General features: G+C 68.9%; 14 protein-coding genes. 3 read left to right on the forward strand and 11 right to left on the reverse strand.

What is annotated here, in order from left to right; genetic code table 11:
• Positions 1-25: 25 nt before the first annotated feature.
• Entirely contained in the window at positions 26-943 is a 918-nt protein-coding gene (locus HNQ01_RS22585; protein WP_173805105.1) for a GGDEF domain-containing protein, read from the reverse strand.
• A 377-nt stretch (positions 944-1,320) separates the two neighbouring features.
• Between HNQ01_RS22585 and HNQ01_RS09285 the strand changes: the two genes are divergently transcribed.
• A complete protein-coding gene (locus tag HNQ01_RS09285) occupies positions 1,321-1,779 on the forward strand; it encodes a YeeE/YedE family protein (protein ID WP_173805106.1) in 459 nt (152 codons plus the stop codon).
• 9 nt (positions 1,780-1,788) lie between these two features.
• Positions 1,789-2,232, forward strand: a complete 444-nt coding sequence (locus HNQ01_RS09290) for a YeeE/YedE family protein (RefSeq protein ID WP_173805107.1) — start codon at positions 1,789-1,791, stop codon at positions 2,230-2,232.
• Positions 2,233-2,273: 41 nt separating this feature from the next.
• On the opposite strand, the gene HNQ01_RS09295 is transcribed toward HNQ01_RS09290, so the two are convergent.
• The 7 genes from HNQ01_RS09295 to HNQ01_RS09325 all read right to left on the reverse strand — a co-directional run bounded on the left by HNQ01_RS09295 (position 2,274) and on the right by HNQ01_RS09325 (position 11,574).
• The gene (locus tag HNQ01_RS09295; RefSeq protein WP_173805108.1) at positions 2,274-3,407 is read right to left on the reverse strand and encodes an aminotransferase class V-fold PLP-dependent enzyme; all 1,134 of its coding nucleotides are present in this window, start codon (positions 3,405-3,407) and stop codon (positions 2,274-2,276) included.
• Positions 3,408-3,516: 109 nt separating this feature from the next.
• Positions 3,517-3,888, reverse strand: a complete 372-nt coding sequence (locus HNQ01_RS09300; RefSeq protein WP_173805109.1) for a methyltransferase family protein — start codon at positions 3,886-3,888, stop codon at positions 3,517-3,519.
• Between the two features lie 114 nt (positions 3,889-4,002).
• Positions 4,003-4,764 (reverse strand): hypothetical protein, encoded by a 762-nt coding sequence (locus HNQ01_RS09305; RefSeq protein ID WP_173805110.1) that lies wholly within the window; start codon positions 4,762-4,764, stop codon positions 4,003-4,005.
• A gap of 20 nt (positions 4,765-4,784) precedes the next feature.
• Entirely contained in the window at positions 4,785-5,492 is a 708-nt protein-coding gene (locus HNQ01_RS09310; protein ID WP_173805111.1) for a BRCT domain-containing protein, read from the reverse strand.
• A gap of 164 nt (positions 5,493-5,656) precedes the next feature.
• The gene (locus HNQ01_RS09315) at positions 5,657-7,081 is read right to left on the reverse strand and encodes an efflux transporter outer membrane subunit (protein ID WP_353621676.1); all 1,425 of its coding nucleotides are present in this window, start codon (positions 7,079-7,081) and stop codon (positions 5,657-5,659) included.
• On the reverse strand, positions 7,078-10,254 hold the full coding sequence (locus tag HNQ01_RS09320; RefSeq protein WP_173805112.1) for an efflux RND transporter permease subunit: 3,177 nt from the start codon (positions 10,252-10,254) through the stop codon (positions 7,078-7,080). Before HNQ01_RS09320 ends, HNQ01_RS09315 begins: the two co-directional genes overlap by 4 nt.
• 21 nt (positions 10,255-10,275) lie before the next feature.
• The gene (locus HNQ01_RS09325) at positions 10,276-11,574 is read right to left on the reverse strand and encodes an efflux RND transporter periplasmic adaptor subunit (RefSeq protein WP_286180637.1); all 1,299 of its coding nucleotides are present in this window, start codon (positions 11,572-11,574) and stop codon (positions 10,276-10,278) included.
• Positions 11,575-11,703: 129 nt separating this feature from the next.
• Between HNQ01_RS09325 and HNQ01_RS09330 the strand changes: the two genes are divergently transcribed.
• Positions 11,704-12,345 (forward strand): TetR family transcriptional regulator, encoded by a 642-nt coding sequence (locus HNQ01_RS09330; RefSeq protein ID WP_173805113.1) that lies wholly within the window; start codon positions 11,704-11,706, stop codon positions 12,343-12,345.
• Here HNQ01_RS09330 and HNQ01_RS09335 read toward each other — a convergent pair.
• The 3 genes from HNQ01_RS09335 to HNQ01_RS09345 are packed head-to-tail and all read right to left on the reverse strand — an operon-like array spanning position 12,302 to position 16,395.
• Positions 12,302-13,666, reverse strand: a complete 1,365-nt coding sequence (locus HNQ01_RS09335; RefSeq protein WP_173805114.1) for a sigma-54-dependent transcriptional regulator — start codon at positions 13,664-13,666, stop codon at positions 12,302-12,304. The two genes, HNQ01_RS09330 and HNQ01_RS09335, sit on opposite strands and share 44 nt — an antisense overlap.
• A gap of 4 nt (positions 13,667-13,670) precedes the next feature.
• On the reverse strand, positions 13,671-15,632 hold the full coding sequence (locus tag HNQ01_RS09340; RefSeq protein ID WP_217427477.1) for a sensor histidine kinase: 1,962 nt from the start codon (positions 15,630-15,632) through the stop codon (positions 13,671-13,673).
• A gap of 28 nt (positions 15,633-15,660) precedes the next feature.
• A complete protein-coding gene (locus HNQ01_RS09345) occupies positions 15,661-16,395 on the reverse strand; it encodes an amino acid ABC transporter ATP-binding protein (protein WP_173805115.1) in 735 nt (244 codons plus the stop codon).
• Positions 16,396-16,398 lie beyond the last annotated feature (3 nt).

Consider the following 16,398-nt stretch of genomic DNA (forward strand, 5'->3'; position numbering starts at 1 on the left):
CCGGCCCGGCCGGCGGGCGGGCAGCTCAGACGTCGTCGTTGGCCGCGGCCACCGCGCCGCGCTCGCGGCGGTCGGCGAAGCCCTGGCGGCCCAGGCCGCGGCGCGCCGCGGCCGAGCCCAGCGCGAGCTTGAGCAGGTCGTCGGGCTGGCGGCCATGCTCCGGATAGAGCGCCACGCCGGTCGACACCGTCACCACCGCCGTCTGCGCGCTGATCATGAAGGGCTCGCGCAGGCCCTGCGCCAGCTTGGCCGCGACCCGCTCGCCGTCGGCCGGCGCGTCGAGCCGGGTCAGCACCACGCCGAAGGCATCGGGCGCCAGCGCCGAGACCACGTCGCTGGCGCGCAGCATGCTGCGCAGCCGCACCGCCAGCTTGCGCCGCAGCGCCTGCGAGGCGGCCACGCCCAGGCGCGCCTCGGTCGTCGCCAGCCCCTCGATGCGCAGCACCAGCAGCGCCATCGGCGCGGGCTCGCGCTCGCGCAGCGCGCACAGCTGGTGCAGCAGCTCCATCAGCTGGACCCGGTTCGGCAGCCCGGTGGCCAGGTCGATCGACCAGGCCCGGCGCAGCTCCTGCTCCTGGCGCTTGCGCTCGATGGCCATGCACAGGCTGCGCGCGAGCTGGTCGCCGTCGTCGATCACGATGTCGTGATGGCCGTGCGGCACCGTCGGCAGCACGTCCTGGGCGCCGGCGCGCAGCAGCCGCACCATCAGGTCGCGGTTGGGCGTCGGGGCACGCACCACCACCGCCGAGCCCAGCACCGCCTGCGTCCACGAGGACCAGTGCGGCAGCGCCTCGGCCTGCGCGTCGCTGTCGCAGCTGAACAGGATGGCCTCGGGCACCGTCTCGGCGATCGCCGCCTGGGCCTGGTCCAGCGTGCTGCACTGGTGCCAGACGCAGCGGCCGAAATCGGAGTCGGACGCCAGTGCCGGGGCGGCGGAACCCACGTGGAGAACGGAAATGGAGGCGGCCATGGAACGCTCGGGGGGGTGTCGGTCTGGGGCGATGATGCAGGAAAGCTTTAGGCACCAATCCCCGAATTGGCGGGATATCCTCGTGCAAAAACGCACGGATGCTGAAACAAAAGGCGTCCGGCGCGCCCGCCCGGCCCCGCCGGGGATCAGGCAAGTACCTTGCCGGGCCGCGCCGCCCGGGTCCCTGCCCGGCCCTTGCCGCCGTCATGCCCATGCCGGCAGGGGTGTCTTGCCACCCACGGACCGGCTCGATAGGATGCGCGGCCTTGCGCGCGAGCTGGCGCGACCTGCATTGCACGCGTTCGTGCAATGACGAGGGCTCCGTGCCCATCCTTCACAAGGAGTTTCGATTGATTCCCGACTGGGCGCATTTCACCCCCTGGAGCGCGCTGGCCGGCGGCGCGCTGATCGGCCTGGCCGCGGCGCTGTGCCTGCTGGGCAGCGGGCGCATCGCCGGCATCGCCGGCATCGTCGGCCAGCCGCTGCGCGATCTGCTGCAGGGCGGGCAGGCCGGCTGGCTGACGCGCCACCGGCTGCGGCTGCTGTTCGTCGCCGGGCTGCTGGCCTCGTCCTGGCTGTGGCGGCTGGTCGCGCCGCTGCCGCTGCCGCGGATCGATGCCGGCCCGCCGGCGCTGGTCGCCGCCGGGCTGCTGGTGGGCTTCGGCGCGCGGCTGGGCAACGGCTGCACCAGCGGTCACGGCGTCTGCGGCCTGAGCCGGCTGTCGGCGCGCTCGCTGGTCAACGTGCTGTGCTTCATGGGCAGCGGCTTCGCGACGGTGTTCGTCGTGCGCCACCTGCTCGGCGGCTGAGAGGACACGATGGACTGCAAGGACAGGAACTGCGGCGCCGTGGCCGCGCTGTCGAGCCTGCTGGCCGGGCTGGTGTTCGGCCTGGGGCTGATCGCCGCCGGCATGACCGATCCGATGAAGGTGCGGGCCTTCCTGGATCTCACCGGCGCCTGGGATCCGAGCCTGGCGCTGGTGATGGGCGCGGCGATCGCGGTCGGCGTGCCGGTGATGGCGCTGGCGCGCCGGCGCGGCCGCACCTGGAGCGGCGCGCCGATCGAGTGGCCGCAGGCGACCGCGATCGATGCGCGCCTGATCGCCGGCGGGCTGATCTTCGGCACCGGCTGGGGCCTGGCCGGGCTGTGCCCGGGGCCGGCGCTGGTGGCGCTGGGCAGCGGCTGGGGCGAGGCGGCGATCTTCGTCGCCGCGATGCTGGGCGGCATGGCGCTGCACGCGCTGCTCGACCGCCCGCGCTGAGGCCTGCGCCGAGGCCCGGCCGCCCCCGGAGCCGCCGCGGCTCAGCCGCCGATGCGCTCGAGCGCCTGCTCGAGCCGCGCCACCGTGCCGTCGATGTCGGCGAGCTTGTCGAGGCCGAACAGGCCGATGCGGAAGGTGCGGAAGTCCGCCGGCTCGTCGCACTGCAGCGGCACGCCGGTGGCGGTCTGCAGGCCCTGCGCGAGGAAGGCACGCGCCGACTGGATCTCCGGGTCGAGCGTATGGCTGACCACCACGCCCGGCGCCTGGAAGCCCTCGGCGGCGACGCTGGGGAAGCCGCGCGCCTGCAGCAGCGCCCTCACCCGCCGGCCCAGCTCGAGCTGACGCTCGCGCAGCTCGCCGAAGCCCTGCGCGCGCGTCTCCTCCATCGCCTCCAGGCAGCGCGCCAGCGCGTCGGTGGGCATCGTGGCGTGGTAGAGGTGGCCGCCCGACTCGTAGGCCTCCATGATCTGCAGCCACTTCTTCAGGTCGCAGGCGAAGCTGGAGCTGGTGGTCTGGTCGATGCGGGCACGCGCCGCCTCGCCCAGCATCACGAAGGCGCAGCAGGGCGAGCCGCTCCAGCCCTTCTGCGGCGCGCTGATCAGCACGTCCACGCCGGTGGCGGCCATGTCGACCCACATCGCGCCGGAGGCGATGCAGTCGAGCACGAACAGGCCGCCGACCGCGTGCACCGCGTCGGCCACCGCCTTCAGGTAGGCGTCGGGCAGCATCATGCCGCTGGCGGTCTCGACATGCGGCGCGAAGACCACGCCGGGGCGCTGCGACTCGATCGCGGCGAGCACCTCGTGCAGCGGCGCCGGCGTCCAGGCCGACTGCGCCGCGCCCGGCTCGACCTGGCGGGCCTTGAGCACCTGCACGCCCGCGGCGATGCCGCCCATCTCGAGGATCTGCGACCAGCGGAAGCTGAACCAGCCGTTGCGCAGCACCAGCACCTGCTCCTGGCCGGCGAACTGGCGCGCCACCGCCTCCATGCCGAAGGAGCCGCTGCCGGGCACAACGATGGCCGAGCGGGCCGCGTAGGCCTCCTTCAGCACCGAGGAGACGCCGCGCATCACGCGCTGGAAGCGCTGCGACATGTGGTTGAGCGCACGGTCGGTGTAGACCACCGAGTACTCGAGCAGACCGTCGGGATCGACGTGGGGAAGCAGGCCGGGCATGGGACAGGCTCCGTGATCGGATGATCGGTTGGGTTGTTTTCTGCATTCAACCACAACCGGCGGGACCGCTCACGCAGGGCAAGCCTGCACCGGCGCCGCCGCCGCGGTGTCAGAGCCAGCGCGGCACCCGCTCGCAGTAGCGATCGAACTCCGCGCCGAAGCGCTCGCGCAGCCAGCGCTCCTCCGGCGCGATCTGGAAGCGGTTCAGCCATGCCACCAGCGCGACCAGCGCCAGCACCCCGGCCGGATGCCCGAGCCAGCCGGCCCAGCCGGCCAGCATCAGCGCCTGGCCGACATACATCGGATTGCGGCTGCGCGCATAGAGGCCGGTCTGCACCAGCGCGCGGGTGTTCTGCGGCCGCATCGGATTGACCGTGGTGCGCGCCCGCACGAAGGCCGCCACGCCCACCAGATCCAGCGCCAGCCCCACCCCGCCCGCCAGCACCGCCCCGATCAGCCGCGCCTCTCGCGGCAACACCATCCCCGCCGGCACCGGCCAGCACACCGCGACCTGCCAGAGCAGCGCGGCCAGGGTCAGGGCGACGAGGGGCGGAGGGATTTTGAGCCGCATTACAAAATCATCAAAAAAACATATTTATGTTTCAGCGGAAACAATTATGCCGTGCGCCGAAATTCTGAACATATCCCTTTTTGCATCTTTTGCAGGAACATAAACAGCTTTCTTGATTGATTCATGCAAGTCATGGCAAGACATACGACCGACCCGAAATATAGCCAAAACAATTGTTGGCGCGAACATATCTACAGAATCAAAGTCAACCAAATAAGGATTCACGAGAACAGGGCCGCCAATCATTACATCATCAAGAACGCCGACAATCTTATTGAATTTCGACCTGGAAACAGGACTTGACCTATCATACATCATTGCAAATGCAACCCCACCGTCAGCATACTGAGAAATAGCGTCAGACACTTTAATGATTGATTTTCCAGCATCCCTCAATCTAATTGGAGGAACCGGAGCAGGAACAGCCGAATCGAGTATTTTTAAATCCCCCCGCCACAGGGCGGTATAAAGCCTCCCCTGCGTAGTATGTATTTGACCTGGCGATGTTCTTTTTTGTTTCAAGAATAAATCCAAGCGAACCTCTGCACCCCAATTAACAGAAAACTGTTGCGCATCAGAAGCGCCTGCGGGAAGTGATCCACTGTAAGCAGCCTTAACCTGTATTGAGTGCCCTATTTTTTGGCAAGCAGTCGACCAATCATCCAGATAAGGTGATTTGTTGTCATAAAAAATATCCCCCTCTTCAAAATTACACAAATTTACCGCGTCAGAAAATGACTCCGGCACAGCCCACTGGAAACCATCAAAAAAATTAATGTTTTTCATAAAATACACCAGACAGCAGATCAACAAGCGCCAATAGCAAACAACCAATCCATTTCGCGCAGGATTAGTGGCGCACCATATAATCGTCGATAAAAAATAGCATCTTCAATTTTTGAAGAAACGACAGAATATTTTTCAAAATCATTCCCGACAAACAAGTAGTCCATATACGGTGCAGGATTGCAAGGAACTGCTCCGCGCCGTCTCGCCTCAGAAAAACATTGCGCACGAGAAAACATCTCAAATTTTCCAGTAAAGCCAACAAATTTATCAGCAAGATCAATTTCATCTTTACATTTGCTCAAATGAAAAGAATGCAACCAATCAATCAAATCCACCGACATCAGATTTAACTCACGAAACGCTTCGCACATATTCCTCGCGGGAACAACCTCGCCTCGGCAAAATTCTTCACTACAATAAAATGCCATAATAAAATTCAACAGATCATGCTCAGCATCACCATTCCAATCATCAGGTGACGAACAGCGGCTCTTCAAAAACAACAACAGTACATTATTTGGATATATATCGGCAATAATTTTGTTTTCATTTAAATATTTTAATAAATTTATTGCCCGACCAAAGTCCGTATAACCGCCATCAACTGCATTACAACATTGTGAATGAATTTCAGCATATAGATTTATTTCCGGCGAAGCCGAAAAAATCCCTCTCTTCTTGCGTAGATTTCTTACTTCTTCCTGATTTGGTTTTTCGCTAGGCATGATTTATTCCCTGGTATCAAATCAATGATTATTTGACCCGCCCAGCATAAGGACTGCCACTTTTTTCGTCTACGGTCACACCCAAAAGCACAGCGGCCGGTCTGCCTCTCGACAGACCGGCCGCGGAAAAGATCACGGATCGGCTGGGTTCCGTTGGGCGGCGTTTACCCGCCCAGCACCTTCCACAGCGTCACCCGGTTGAGCTGCTCGCCCAGGCGAGTCTGGACCAGGGCCTGTTCGGTGGCGAGCAGGCTGCGCTGGGCGTCGAGGCGCTCGAGTTCGCTGGCGGCGCCGTTCTGGTAGCGCAGCTCGGCCAGGCGCGCGGTCTCGCGTGCGGCGTCGAGCTGGACCTGCTGCGCGGCGAGCTGGTCGCGCCAGGTGTCGAGACCGGCGAGCGCGTCGGCGGTCTCGCGGAAGGCGGACTGCACCGACTTCTCGTACTGCGCCACCGCGATGTCGCGCGAGATCTTCGCGCTGTCCAGGTTGGCCTTGTTGCGGCCGGCGTCGAAGACGGTGGCCAGCAGCTGCGTGCTCATCGTCCAGGCGAAATGCCCGGCGCTGAACAGGTCCGACAGCGAGGTCGAGGCCTGGCCGGCGCTGGCGGTCAGCGTCAGACGCGGGAAGAAGGCCGCTCGCGCCACGCCGATGTTGGCATTGGCCGCGGCGAGCTGCTGCTCGGCCTGGATCACGTCCGGGCGCTGCAGCAGCACCTCGGACGACAGGCCGACCGGCACCGGCGCCAGCATCGCGCCGGCCGAGGCCGAGGCGGTCGCGCCCGGCAGCAGCTCGGCCGGAACCGGGCCGCCGGCCAGCAGCGTCAGCGCGTTCAGGTCCTGGTCGCGCTGGCGCTGCAGCTGCGCACGGCTGGCGCGGGCCTGCTCGAGCAGCGTGCGGGCGCTCTGCAGCTCCACCGACGAGGCCGCGCCCTTGTCGAAGCGCAGCTGCGCCAGCTTCATCGAGGCCTCGCGGCTGTCGGCGATGCGCCGCGTCGTCTCCAGCAGCTCGGTGTCGGCCGCCAGCGCCAGCCAGCCCGAGGCCACGCCGGCCACCAGCGACAGCTCGGCGCTGCGCCGGCCCGCCTCGCTGGCCAGCACCTGCGCCTGCGCGGCCTCGCCCAGGTTGGCGATGCGGCCGAACAGGTCGACCTCCCAGGCGCTGAGCTGCACGCCGGCGGTGTAGGTGTGCACCTGCTGGCCGGTGGAGGCGTTCGGCGAGGCCGCGTTGCTCAGGCCGACGCCGACGGTCGGCAGCCGGTCGGCGCGGGTCACGCCCAGCTGCGCCTGCGCGCGCTGCACGTTCAGCACCGCCACGCGCAGGTCGCGGTTGCGCTCCAGCGAGAGCTTCACCAGCTGCTGCAGCTGCGGCGAGGTCAGGAAGTCCGGCCAGGCGGTGGAGGCCGCCCTGGCCGGGGCCGAGGCCGCCAGCGAGGCCGGCAGCGGCAGCTCGCCCGGCACCGGCGCGGCCGGCCGCTCGTGGCGCGGCGCCAGGCTGGTGCAGCCGGCCAGCACCAGCGCCGCCACCAGCGTCGAGCTCCGCGAAAGGAAGCGAGGGTTCGTGGAGATCAGGTTGGAGATCATGTCGACGGTCACTTCTTGTCGTCCTTCAGCAGAGCGGCCAGTTCGGCATCGGCGGCCGAGCTGAACTGCCCCGAGGCATGCGGCACGTCGTGCCCCCCCGGGAACAGGCGGCGGATGACGACGAAGAACACCGGCACCAGGAACACCGCCAGCACGGTCGCCGTGATCATGCCACCCATCACGCCGGTGCCGATCGCGCGCTGGCTGGCCGACCCGGCGCCGGTCGAGATCGCCAGCGGCAGCACGCCCAGGATGAACGCGAACGAGGTCATGATGATCGGACGGAAGCGCAGGTGGCAGGCGGTGAGCGTCGCCTCCAGCAGGCCCTTGCCCTCGGCCATCAGGTCCTTGGCGAACTCGATGATCAGGATGGCGTTCTTCGCCGACAGGCCGATGATGGTGATCAGGCCGACCTTGAAGTAGACGTCGTTGGGCATGTCGCGCATCCACACCCCGGCCAGCGAGCCCAGGATGCCCAGCGGCACGACCAGCAGCACCGCCACCGGGATCGACCAGCTCTCGTAGAGCGCGGCCAGGCACAGGAACACCGCCAGCATCGAGAACGCCAGCAGGATGGTCGCCTGCGAGCCCGAGAGCTTTTCCTCACGCGACTGGCCGGTCCACTCGAAGCCGAAGCCGGCGGGCAGCTGCGCGGCCAGACGCTCCATCTCGGCCATGCCCTCGCCGGTCGAGCGGCCCGGGGCCACGTCGCCGGAGATCTTCATCGCCGGATAGCCGTTGTAGCGCACCGTCTGCACCGGGCCGGTCACCCAGCGGGTGCTGGCGAAGGCCGAGAACGGCACCTGCTGGCCCCGGGCGTTGGTCACGTTGAGCTTGAGCAGATCCTCCGGCGCCATGCGCGCCGGCGCGTCGGCCTGCACGATCACCCGCTGCAGGCGCCCGGCGTTGGGGAAGTCGTTGACATAGGTCGAGCCGAAGGCGGTGGCCAGCACCGAGGCGATGCTGTCGTAGCCCACGCCCAGCGCCGCCGCCTTCTCGCGGTCGATGTCGAGCTTGACCTGCGGCGCGTCCTCCAGGCCGTCCGGGCGCACGCCCGCGAGCACCTTGCTCTGCGCAGCCATGCCCAGCAGCTGGTTGCGCGCGGCCAGCAGCGCCTCGTGGCCCTGGCCGGCGCGGTCCTGCAGCCGGAAGCTGAAGCCGGTGGCCGTGCCCAGCTCGGGGATCGGCGGCGGCGACAGCGGGAAGACGAAGGCGTCGCGGATCTGCATCATCGCGCCGAAGGCCCGGCCGGCCAGCGCCTGCGCGGTGTGCGCGGCGCCCTGGCGCTCGCTCCAGTCCTTCAGCGGCACGAAGGCCAGCGCGGCGTTCTGGCCCGAGCCGGAGAAGCTGAAACCGGTCACGCCGACGACCTTGTCGACCTCGGGCTGCTTCAGGAAGAAGCCCTCGACCTGCTTCAGCACCGCCTCGGTTCGGCTGACGGTGGCGCCCGGCGGCAGCTGGACGTTGACGATCAGGTAGCCCTGGTCCTCGTTGGGCAGGAAGGAGGTCGGCAGCCGGGTGTAGAGCAGGCCGACGCCGGCCAGCACCGCGGCATAGATCACCAGATAGCGCCCGGCCTTGCGGATGATGCGCGCGACCAGGCCCTCGTAGCCGTGCGTCGTGCGCTTGAACACCCGGTTGAAGGCGCCGAAGAAGCCCTTCTTCTCGTGGTGGCCGCCGTCGATCGGCTTGAGCAGCGTGGCGCACAGCGCCGGCGTGAGCGTCAGCGCCATCAGCGCCGAGAACAGCATCGAGGCCACCATCGACAGCGAGAACTGCCGGTAGATGTTGCCCACCGAGCCGCTGAAGAAGGCCATCGGCACGAACACCGACACCAGCACCACGGTGATGCCGATGATGGCGCCGGTGATCTGGCCCATCGCCTTGCGGGTGGCCGCGGCCGGGCTCAGGCCCTCCTCGGCCATGATGCGCTCGACGTTCTCGACGACGACGATCGCGTCGTCGACCAGGATGCCGATCGCCAGCACCATGCCGAACAGCGTCAGCACGTTGATCGAGAAGCCCGCCGTCAGCATCACGCCGAAGGTACCCATCAGCGCCACCGGCACGACGATGGTCGGAATGATCGTGTAGCGCCAGTTCTGCAGGAACAGGAACATCACGATGAAGACCAGCGCGATGGCCTCGGCCAGCGTGTGGATCACCTTCTCGATCGAGATCGAGACGAACTTCGAGCTGTCGTAGGGCACCTCGTAGCTCACGCCTTCGGGCATGAACTTCTGCAGCTCGGCCATGCGCGCGCGCACGGCCTTGGCGGTGGCCAGCGCGTTGCCGCTGGGCGCGAGCTGGATGCCCACGCCGGTGGCGGTCACGCCGTTGAGCCGCGAGGTGGTCGCATAGGCCTGGCCGCCCAGCTCAATGCGGGCGACGTCCTTCAGCCGCACGCTGGAGCCGTCGGCGTTGGCGCGCAGCAGGATGCGGCCGAACTCCTCCACCGAGGTGAACTGGCCCGAGACGCTGACGGTGGCGTAGAAGCTCTGCTCGGCCGGGTTGGGCGTGCCGCCCACCGAGCCGGCCGAGACCTGCACGTTCTGGGTGCGGATCGCGTTGACCACCTCGGCCGTGCCCAGGCCGTAACCGACCAGCTTGGCCGGATCGATCCAGACGCGCATCGCGCGCTCGGTGCCGAAGAGCTGGGCCTGGCCGACGCCGGGCACGCGCAGCAGCTCGGGCTGGATGTTGCGCGCGGCATAGTCGCCCAGCGCCACCGGGTTGTAGGCCGGGTTCTTCGACGTGAGCATGACGAACAGCAGGAAGTTCGAGCGCGCCTTGTCGACGCGCACGCCCTGCTGCGTCACCGCCGAGGGCAGCCGCGGCGTGGCGCGGCTCAGGCGGTTCTGCACCTCGATCTGCGCGATCGAGACATCGGTGCCGGGCTCGAAGGTCACGGTGATCGAGCCCGCGCCGCTGGCGTCGGCGCTCGACTCCATGTAGATCAGGTTCGGCGCGCCGTTGAGCTCCTGCTCGATGACGGCCAGCACGCTGTCCTCGAGCACCTGCGCCGAGGCGCCGGGATAGGCGGTCGAGATGACGATGGACGGCGGCGCCACCGTCGGGTACTGCGCCACCGGCAGCTTCGTGACCGCCGCGCCGCCCAGCACCAGGATGAACAGCGCGATCACCCAGGCGAAGATCGGCCGGTCGATGAAGAATCGGGAAGACATCGTGTCGTCTCTCCTGGCCGGTCAGCGGCTGGCCGCCGAGGCCGGCGCGGCCGGCGACATCGGCATGGCGGGAGCGGAGGCCGGGGCGGCGCCCGCGGCCGGGCCGGACGCCGCGACCCACGGCACCGGCGTGACCGGCGACTTCGGCCGCATCTTCTGGAAGCCGTCGACGATGACCTGCTCGCCGTCCTTCAGGCCCTCGAGCACCACCCAGTTCGCGCCGTTGGCGCCGCCGATCTTCACCGGGCGCGGCGCGGGCAGGTTGCCCTCGCCCACCACCAGCACGGTGTCGCCGGCGTTGCCGCGGGTCACCGCCTGCTGCGGCAGCAGCACCGCGCGCGGCGCCTCGGCCTGCGCGATGCGCACCCGCACGAACAGGCCCGGCAGCAGCGTGCCCTTCGGATTGGGCACCTCGGCGCGCAGCGTCACCTGGCCGGAGGTGGCGTCCACCGACAGGTCGGAGAACAGCAGCCGTCCGGGCTGCGGATGCTCGCTGCCGTCGTCGAGCACCAGGCGCACGTCGGCGCCGCGCCCGCCCCCTTCGCCCAGCCGGCCGGCCTCGACCGCGCGGCGCAGGCGCATGACCTCGGCCGCGGACTGGGTGAAGTTGACGTACATCGGGTCGGTCTGCTGGATCAGCGCGAGCTGCGTGACCTCGCCCTGCCCGACCAGCGCGCCCTCGGTGACCAGCGCGCGGCCGATGGTGCCGGAGATCGGCGCCTTGACCTGGGCGTAGTCGACGTTGAGCCGCGCGGTGGTCACCGCGGCCTTGGCGGTGGCGACGTCGGCCTGGGCCTGCTTCAGCGCCGTCTGCGTGGCCACCCATTCGGTCTGGCTGATCGCCCGGGCCGCGGCCAGCGGCTCGTTGCGCGCCAGGTTGGCCTGGGCCTGGGCGAGATTGGCCTCGGCCTTGGCCTGCGCGGCCAGCGCGCTGTCGAGCGTGGCGCGGTAGGGCGCGTCGTCGAGCTGGAACAGCGCCTGCCCGGCCTGGACGCTGCCGCCTTCGGTGAACAGCCGCTTCTGCACGATGCCGGCCACGCGGGCGCGGACCTGCGCGGTGCGCCAGGCCTCCAGCCGGCCGGAGAGCTCGCTGCGGATCGCCACCGGCCGCGACTCGACCGTCAGCACGCCGACGGCCGGCGGCGGCGGCGCCGCCCCCCCGCCCGCTCCGGGCGCGCCGGCACCGCCGGCCGGCTTGTCGGCACCACCGCCGCAGGCCGTCAGCACGGCCGCCAGCACCGCGACGCCCAGCGTCGCGGCCGCACGCGCGCCGCCGACCGGGCGGCGCACGCGGGAATTCATCTCGGGGAAAGCGTTCATCTCAGGCTGTCCAGGCAATTCGGGTCTTGAGAACGATCAGGATGGCCGCATCATACATACAATCACGAATGTATGTGGCAAGCACCGCGCGATGGACGTACGATCGCGCCCCCGCATGGAGACAGGACCGTGGCAAGGAAGACGAAGGAAGAGGCCGCCGAGACCCGCGAGCGGCTGCTCGACACCGCCGAGGAGGTGTTCCTGCGCGAGGGCGTGACGCGCACCTCGCTGCAGCGCATCGCCGAGGCGGCCGGCGTGACCCGCGGCGCCATCTACTGGCACTTCCAGGACAAGGCCGACCTGTTCAACGCGATGATGGAGCGGGTCTGCCTGCCCTGCGAGGAGGCCTGCACGCTCGACGCGCAGGCGGCGGACGCGGCGCAGGCGCTGCGCGAGTTCGCGCGTCAGCCGCTCGAGCGCATGCTGGAGGACGAGCGCACGCGGCGCGTGTTCACCATCGCGATCCACCGCACCGAATACAGCGAGGAGATGCGCGCCGCCTTCGAGCGCCATCTGGAGGCGATGGAGACGTTCCGCACCCAGGCCGAGGCCATCGTGCGCCGCGGCCTGGCCGAGGGCCGCTTCGAGGCGCGGCTCGACAGCCGCGCCGCCTCGGTGGCGATGATCGCGCTGATCGACGGCCTGCTGTCGCGGGCGACCTCGACGCCGACCGGCCCGGACGAGCTGCGCGACGCCTTCGCGGCGATCGACCTGTTCGTGGAGGGGCTCACTCCCCGGCCTGCAGCCGGTGCTTGCGGATCTTGTCGTTGAGCGTGGTCTTGGGCACGCGCAGCGCCTTGGCGGTGCGGGCGATGTTGCCCTGCTGGCGGCGCAGCTCGGCGGCGATCAGGCTGCGCTCGTAGCTGTCGACCGAGTCGGCGAGCGACAGGCCGTCCTCGCCGGCGCCCTCGCCCGACTCGGACGGATCGGCCGGCGGCGGGCCGAGCAGCTCGTCCTTGCGCACGCCCAGCACCAGGCAGTCGGCGACGTTGCGCAGCTCGCGCACGTTGCCGGGCCAGTGGTGCGCCATCAGCCGGTGCATCTGCTCGGTGGTGACGTTCGGCGGCGGGCGGTTGAAGCGGCTGGCCGCCAGCACCATGAAGTGGTCGAGCAGCACCGGGATGTCCTCGCGGCGCTCGCGCAGCGGCGGCAGCTCGATGGTGACCACGTTCAGCCGGTAATAGAGATCGGAGCGGAAGCTGCCGGCCTGCGCCCGCGCGATCAGGTCGTCCTTGGTGGCGGCCACCACCCGCACGTCCACCCGCAGCGGCTGGTTCGAGCCCAGGCGCTCGATCTCGCGCTCCTGCAGCACCCGCAGCAGCTTGATCTGCATCGGCAGCGGCATGGATTCCAGCTCGTCGAGGAAGAGCGTGCCGCGGTCGGCATGCTCGATCTTGCCGATGCGGCGCTTCTGCGCGCCGGTGAAGGCGCCCTGCTCGTGGCCGAAGAGCTCGCTGTCGAGCAGGCTGTCGGGCACGCCGCCGCAGTTCAGCGCCACGTAGGGCCCGGCGCGGCGGCCGGAGAAGTCGTGCAGCGCGCGCGCCACCACCTCCTTGCCGGTGCCGGTCTCGCCGTGGATCAGGATGTCGACCGGCGAGCCGGCGACCTCCGAGATCAGCCGGCGCACCCGCTGGATCTGCGGCGAGCGCCCGACCAGCTTGCCCTCCAGCCCGTCGCGCCCGGCCAGCGCCGCGCGCAGCGTCGCCACCTCCAGCGTCAGGCTGCGCTTCTCGATGGCGCGGCGCACCACCTCGACCAGCAGCTCCGGCGAGAAGGGCTTCGGGATGAAGTCGTAGGCGCCGCTGCGCATCGCCTCGACCGCCAGCGTCACGTCGCCGTGGCCGGTGATCATGATGACCGGCAGGTCCGCGTCCAGCCCGTGGCAGTGGCGCACCAGCGACAGGCCGTCGGCGCCGGGCAGGCGCATGTCGGTGACGACGACCCCCGCGAAGCCGGGCGTGATCAGGCCCATCGCCTGCTCGGCCGAATCGACCGCCTCGACCGACAGGCCGGCGAGCTGCAGCGCCTGGACGCAGCCGAGCTGCATGTGGAAGTCGTCCTCGACGACAAGAACGGAGAGTTCGCGGGTCATGGGATCAGGAAATGGAAGGCGAGACCGTGTCGGGGTCGGCCGCCGCATCGCCCGGAGGCAGCGGCAGCCGCAGCGTGAAGCATGCACCACCTTCCGGACGGTTGCTCGCCTCGAGCTCGCCGTGGAACTCGCGCACGATGTCGCGCGAGATCGCCAGGCCCAGACCGAGGCCGACGCCGGCCTCCTTGGTCGTGAAGAAGGGCTCGAACAGGCGCGCGCGCACCGCCTCCGGCACGCCGGGGCCGCTGTCGGCGACATCGAGCCGCAGCGGCGCGTCGCCCGGCGCGGCCGAGGCGTCGCGCCCGGCCGAGATGGTCAGCCTCCGCACCGGGCTGTCCTTCATCGCGTCGGCGGCATTGCCGATCAGGTTGATCAGCACCTGCTCGAGCCGGTTCGGGTCGCACCAGGCGACGACCTCGCCGGGCACGCAGTCGTTGCGCACCACGACGCCCTCGCGGCGCAGGCGCTGGTCGTAGAGGAAGAGCGCGTTGGCCACCGCATGGGCCACGTCGGTGGCCGCCGGCACCGCGGCCGACTTGCGCGCGAAGCCCTTGAGCGGCTGGATGATCTGGCCCATCTGGTCGGCCAGCCGGGTGATGATGTTCAGGTTGCCCGACACCGCCTTCTGGTCGCCGCGGCGCTGGAACTCGACCGCATTGCCCGCGAGCGTGCGGATCGCGCCCAGCGGCTGCGCCAGCTCGTGCGTGATGCCGGTGGCGAGCTGGCCCAGCGCGGCCATCTTGCCGGCATGCACCAGCTCGTCCTGCGCCGCGCGCAGCGTCTGCTCGGCCTGCTCGCGCTCGCCGATCTCGCGGCGCAGCCGCGCGTTCGTCTCGGTCAGCGCCCGGGTGCGCCGCGCGACCTTGTGCTCGAGCTCGGCATTGGCGCGCTCGAGCAGCTGCTTGGCCTCGAGCTTCTCGCGCATGCTGCGCCGGCGCTGGTTCAGGAACAGCGCCAGCAGCAGCACGAAGCCGGCGGCCACCGCCGAGAGCATGCTGTGCAGCACCGCCTGGTTGCGCACGCCGCGCAGGTCCGGGAAGATCATCAGCCGCCAGTCCATGCCGTCGAGCGCACGCCCGAGCACCAGCGTGCTCGAGCGGGTCGGCCGCAGGCCGTCCTCGGGCGGCAGCACGCCCGGCGGCAGCACGCCCTCGACCTCCTCGTCGTCGCCGCTGCCCAGGCTCACCGGCAGCGGAAAGCGCGGCAGCGCGTGCTCGTCGTAGAGCCGGGTGATCTGCAGGTCCACGCGCTGGTCCAGCGACAGGTCCGACAGCGTGGTGTAGCGCCACTCCGGCCGCGACGACAGGATGACGACGCCGTTGGTGTCGGCCAGGAGCGCCGGCGCGCCCAGCATCTCCCAGGTCTGCTCGATCGGCTCCAGGCTGATCTTGATCGTCGCCACGCCCAGGATGCGCGCACCGTCGCGGATCGGGTGCGAGACGAAGTAGCCCGGCTGGTGGGTGCGCGCGCCGATGGCGAAGTGCCGCCCGACCTGGCCCGACAGCGCCTCCTGGAAATAGGGGCGGAAGGACATGTCCTCGCCGAGGTGGCTGTCGTCGCCGATCTCGTCGCTGCTGCTGGCCACGACGATGCCGCGCTCGTCGAGCACGAACACCGCCAGGCTGCCGAGGTGGGCGTTGAGGCGGCGCAGGTAGCTGTTGGCCGCGCTGACCCGCAGCGCATGGTGCGGCTCCAGCAGCAGCGCCTGGATCTCGCGGTTGAGCTGGATCGTCGCCGGGATGTGCTCCAGGCGCTTGATCATGCCCTGCACCGCCGACGCGAACAGGTCGAGGCGGTGGTTGGCGTCCTCGCGCATCAGCGCCATGCCGTGGCGCTCGCTGAGGACGAAGCCGGTCCAGCCCGACAGTGCCACCGCCGCGAAGGCCGCGAGCAGCACCAGCAGCTGGCGCAGCGCCGGCCACAGCGGCCGGCGCGGTCCGAACAGTCGCGAGGGCGCGGCAGTCAAGGCGTGCGGATCAGGGGTTCGGCGGGGTTCAGTGGTTCAGGATCTTCGACAGGAATTCCTTGGCGCGCGGCGAGCGCTCCTCGGGCTTGCCGAAGAAGTCCTGCTTGGTGCAGTCCTCGATGATTTGGCCCTTGTCCATGAAGATCACGCGGTGGCTGACCTTGCGCGCGAAGCCCATCTCGTGCGTCACGCACATCATCGTCATGCCCTCGTTGGCGAGCTGCACCATCACGTCGAGCACCTCGCCGACCATCTCGGGGTCGAGCGCCGAGGTCGGCTCGTCGAACAGCATGACGATCGGATCCATCGACAGCGCCCGCGCGATGGCCACGCGCTGCTGCTGGCCGCCCGAGAGCTGGCCGGGGAACTTGTCCTTGTGCGCCATCAGCCCGACGCGGTCGAGCATCTTCAGGCCGCGCTTGACCGCGTCGTCCTTGGTCCGGCCCAGCACCTTGACCTGCGCCAGCGCCAGGTTGTCGGTCACCGACAGGTGCGGGAACAGCTCGAAGTGCTGGAAGACCATGCCCACGCGCGAGCGCAGCCTGGGCAGATCGGTCTTCGGGTCGGTGATGCTGGTGCCGTCGACGACGATGTCGCCCTTCTGGATCGGCTCGAGCGCGTTGACCGTCTTGATCAGCGTCGACTTGCCCGAACCCGAGGGTCCGCAGACGACGACGACCTCGCCCTTCTGGATCGAGGTGGTGCAGTCGGTCAGCACCTGGAAGCTGCCGTACCACTTGGAGACGTTCTTGATGTCGATCACGAT

Origin of the sequence: Sphaerotilus uruguayifluvii (assembly GCF_013294065.1) — a bacterium.
Lineage (GTDB): Bacteria > Pseudomonadota > Gammaproteobacteria > Burkholderiales > Burkholderiaceae_C > Sphaerotilus > Sphaerotilus uruguayifluvii.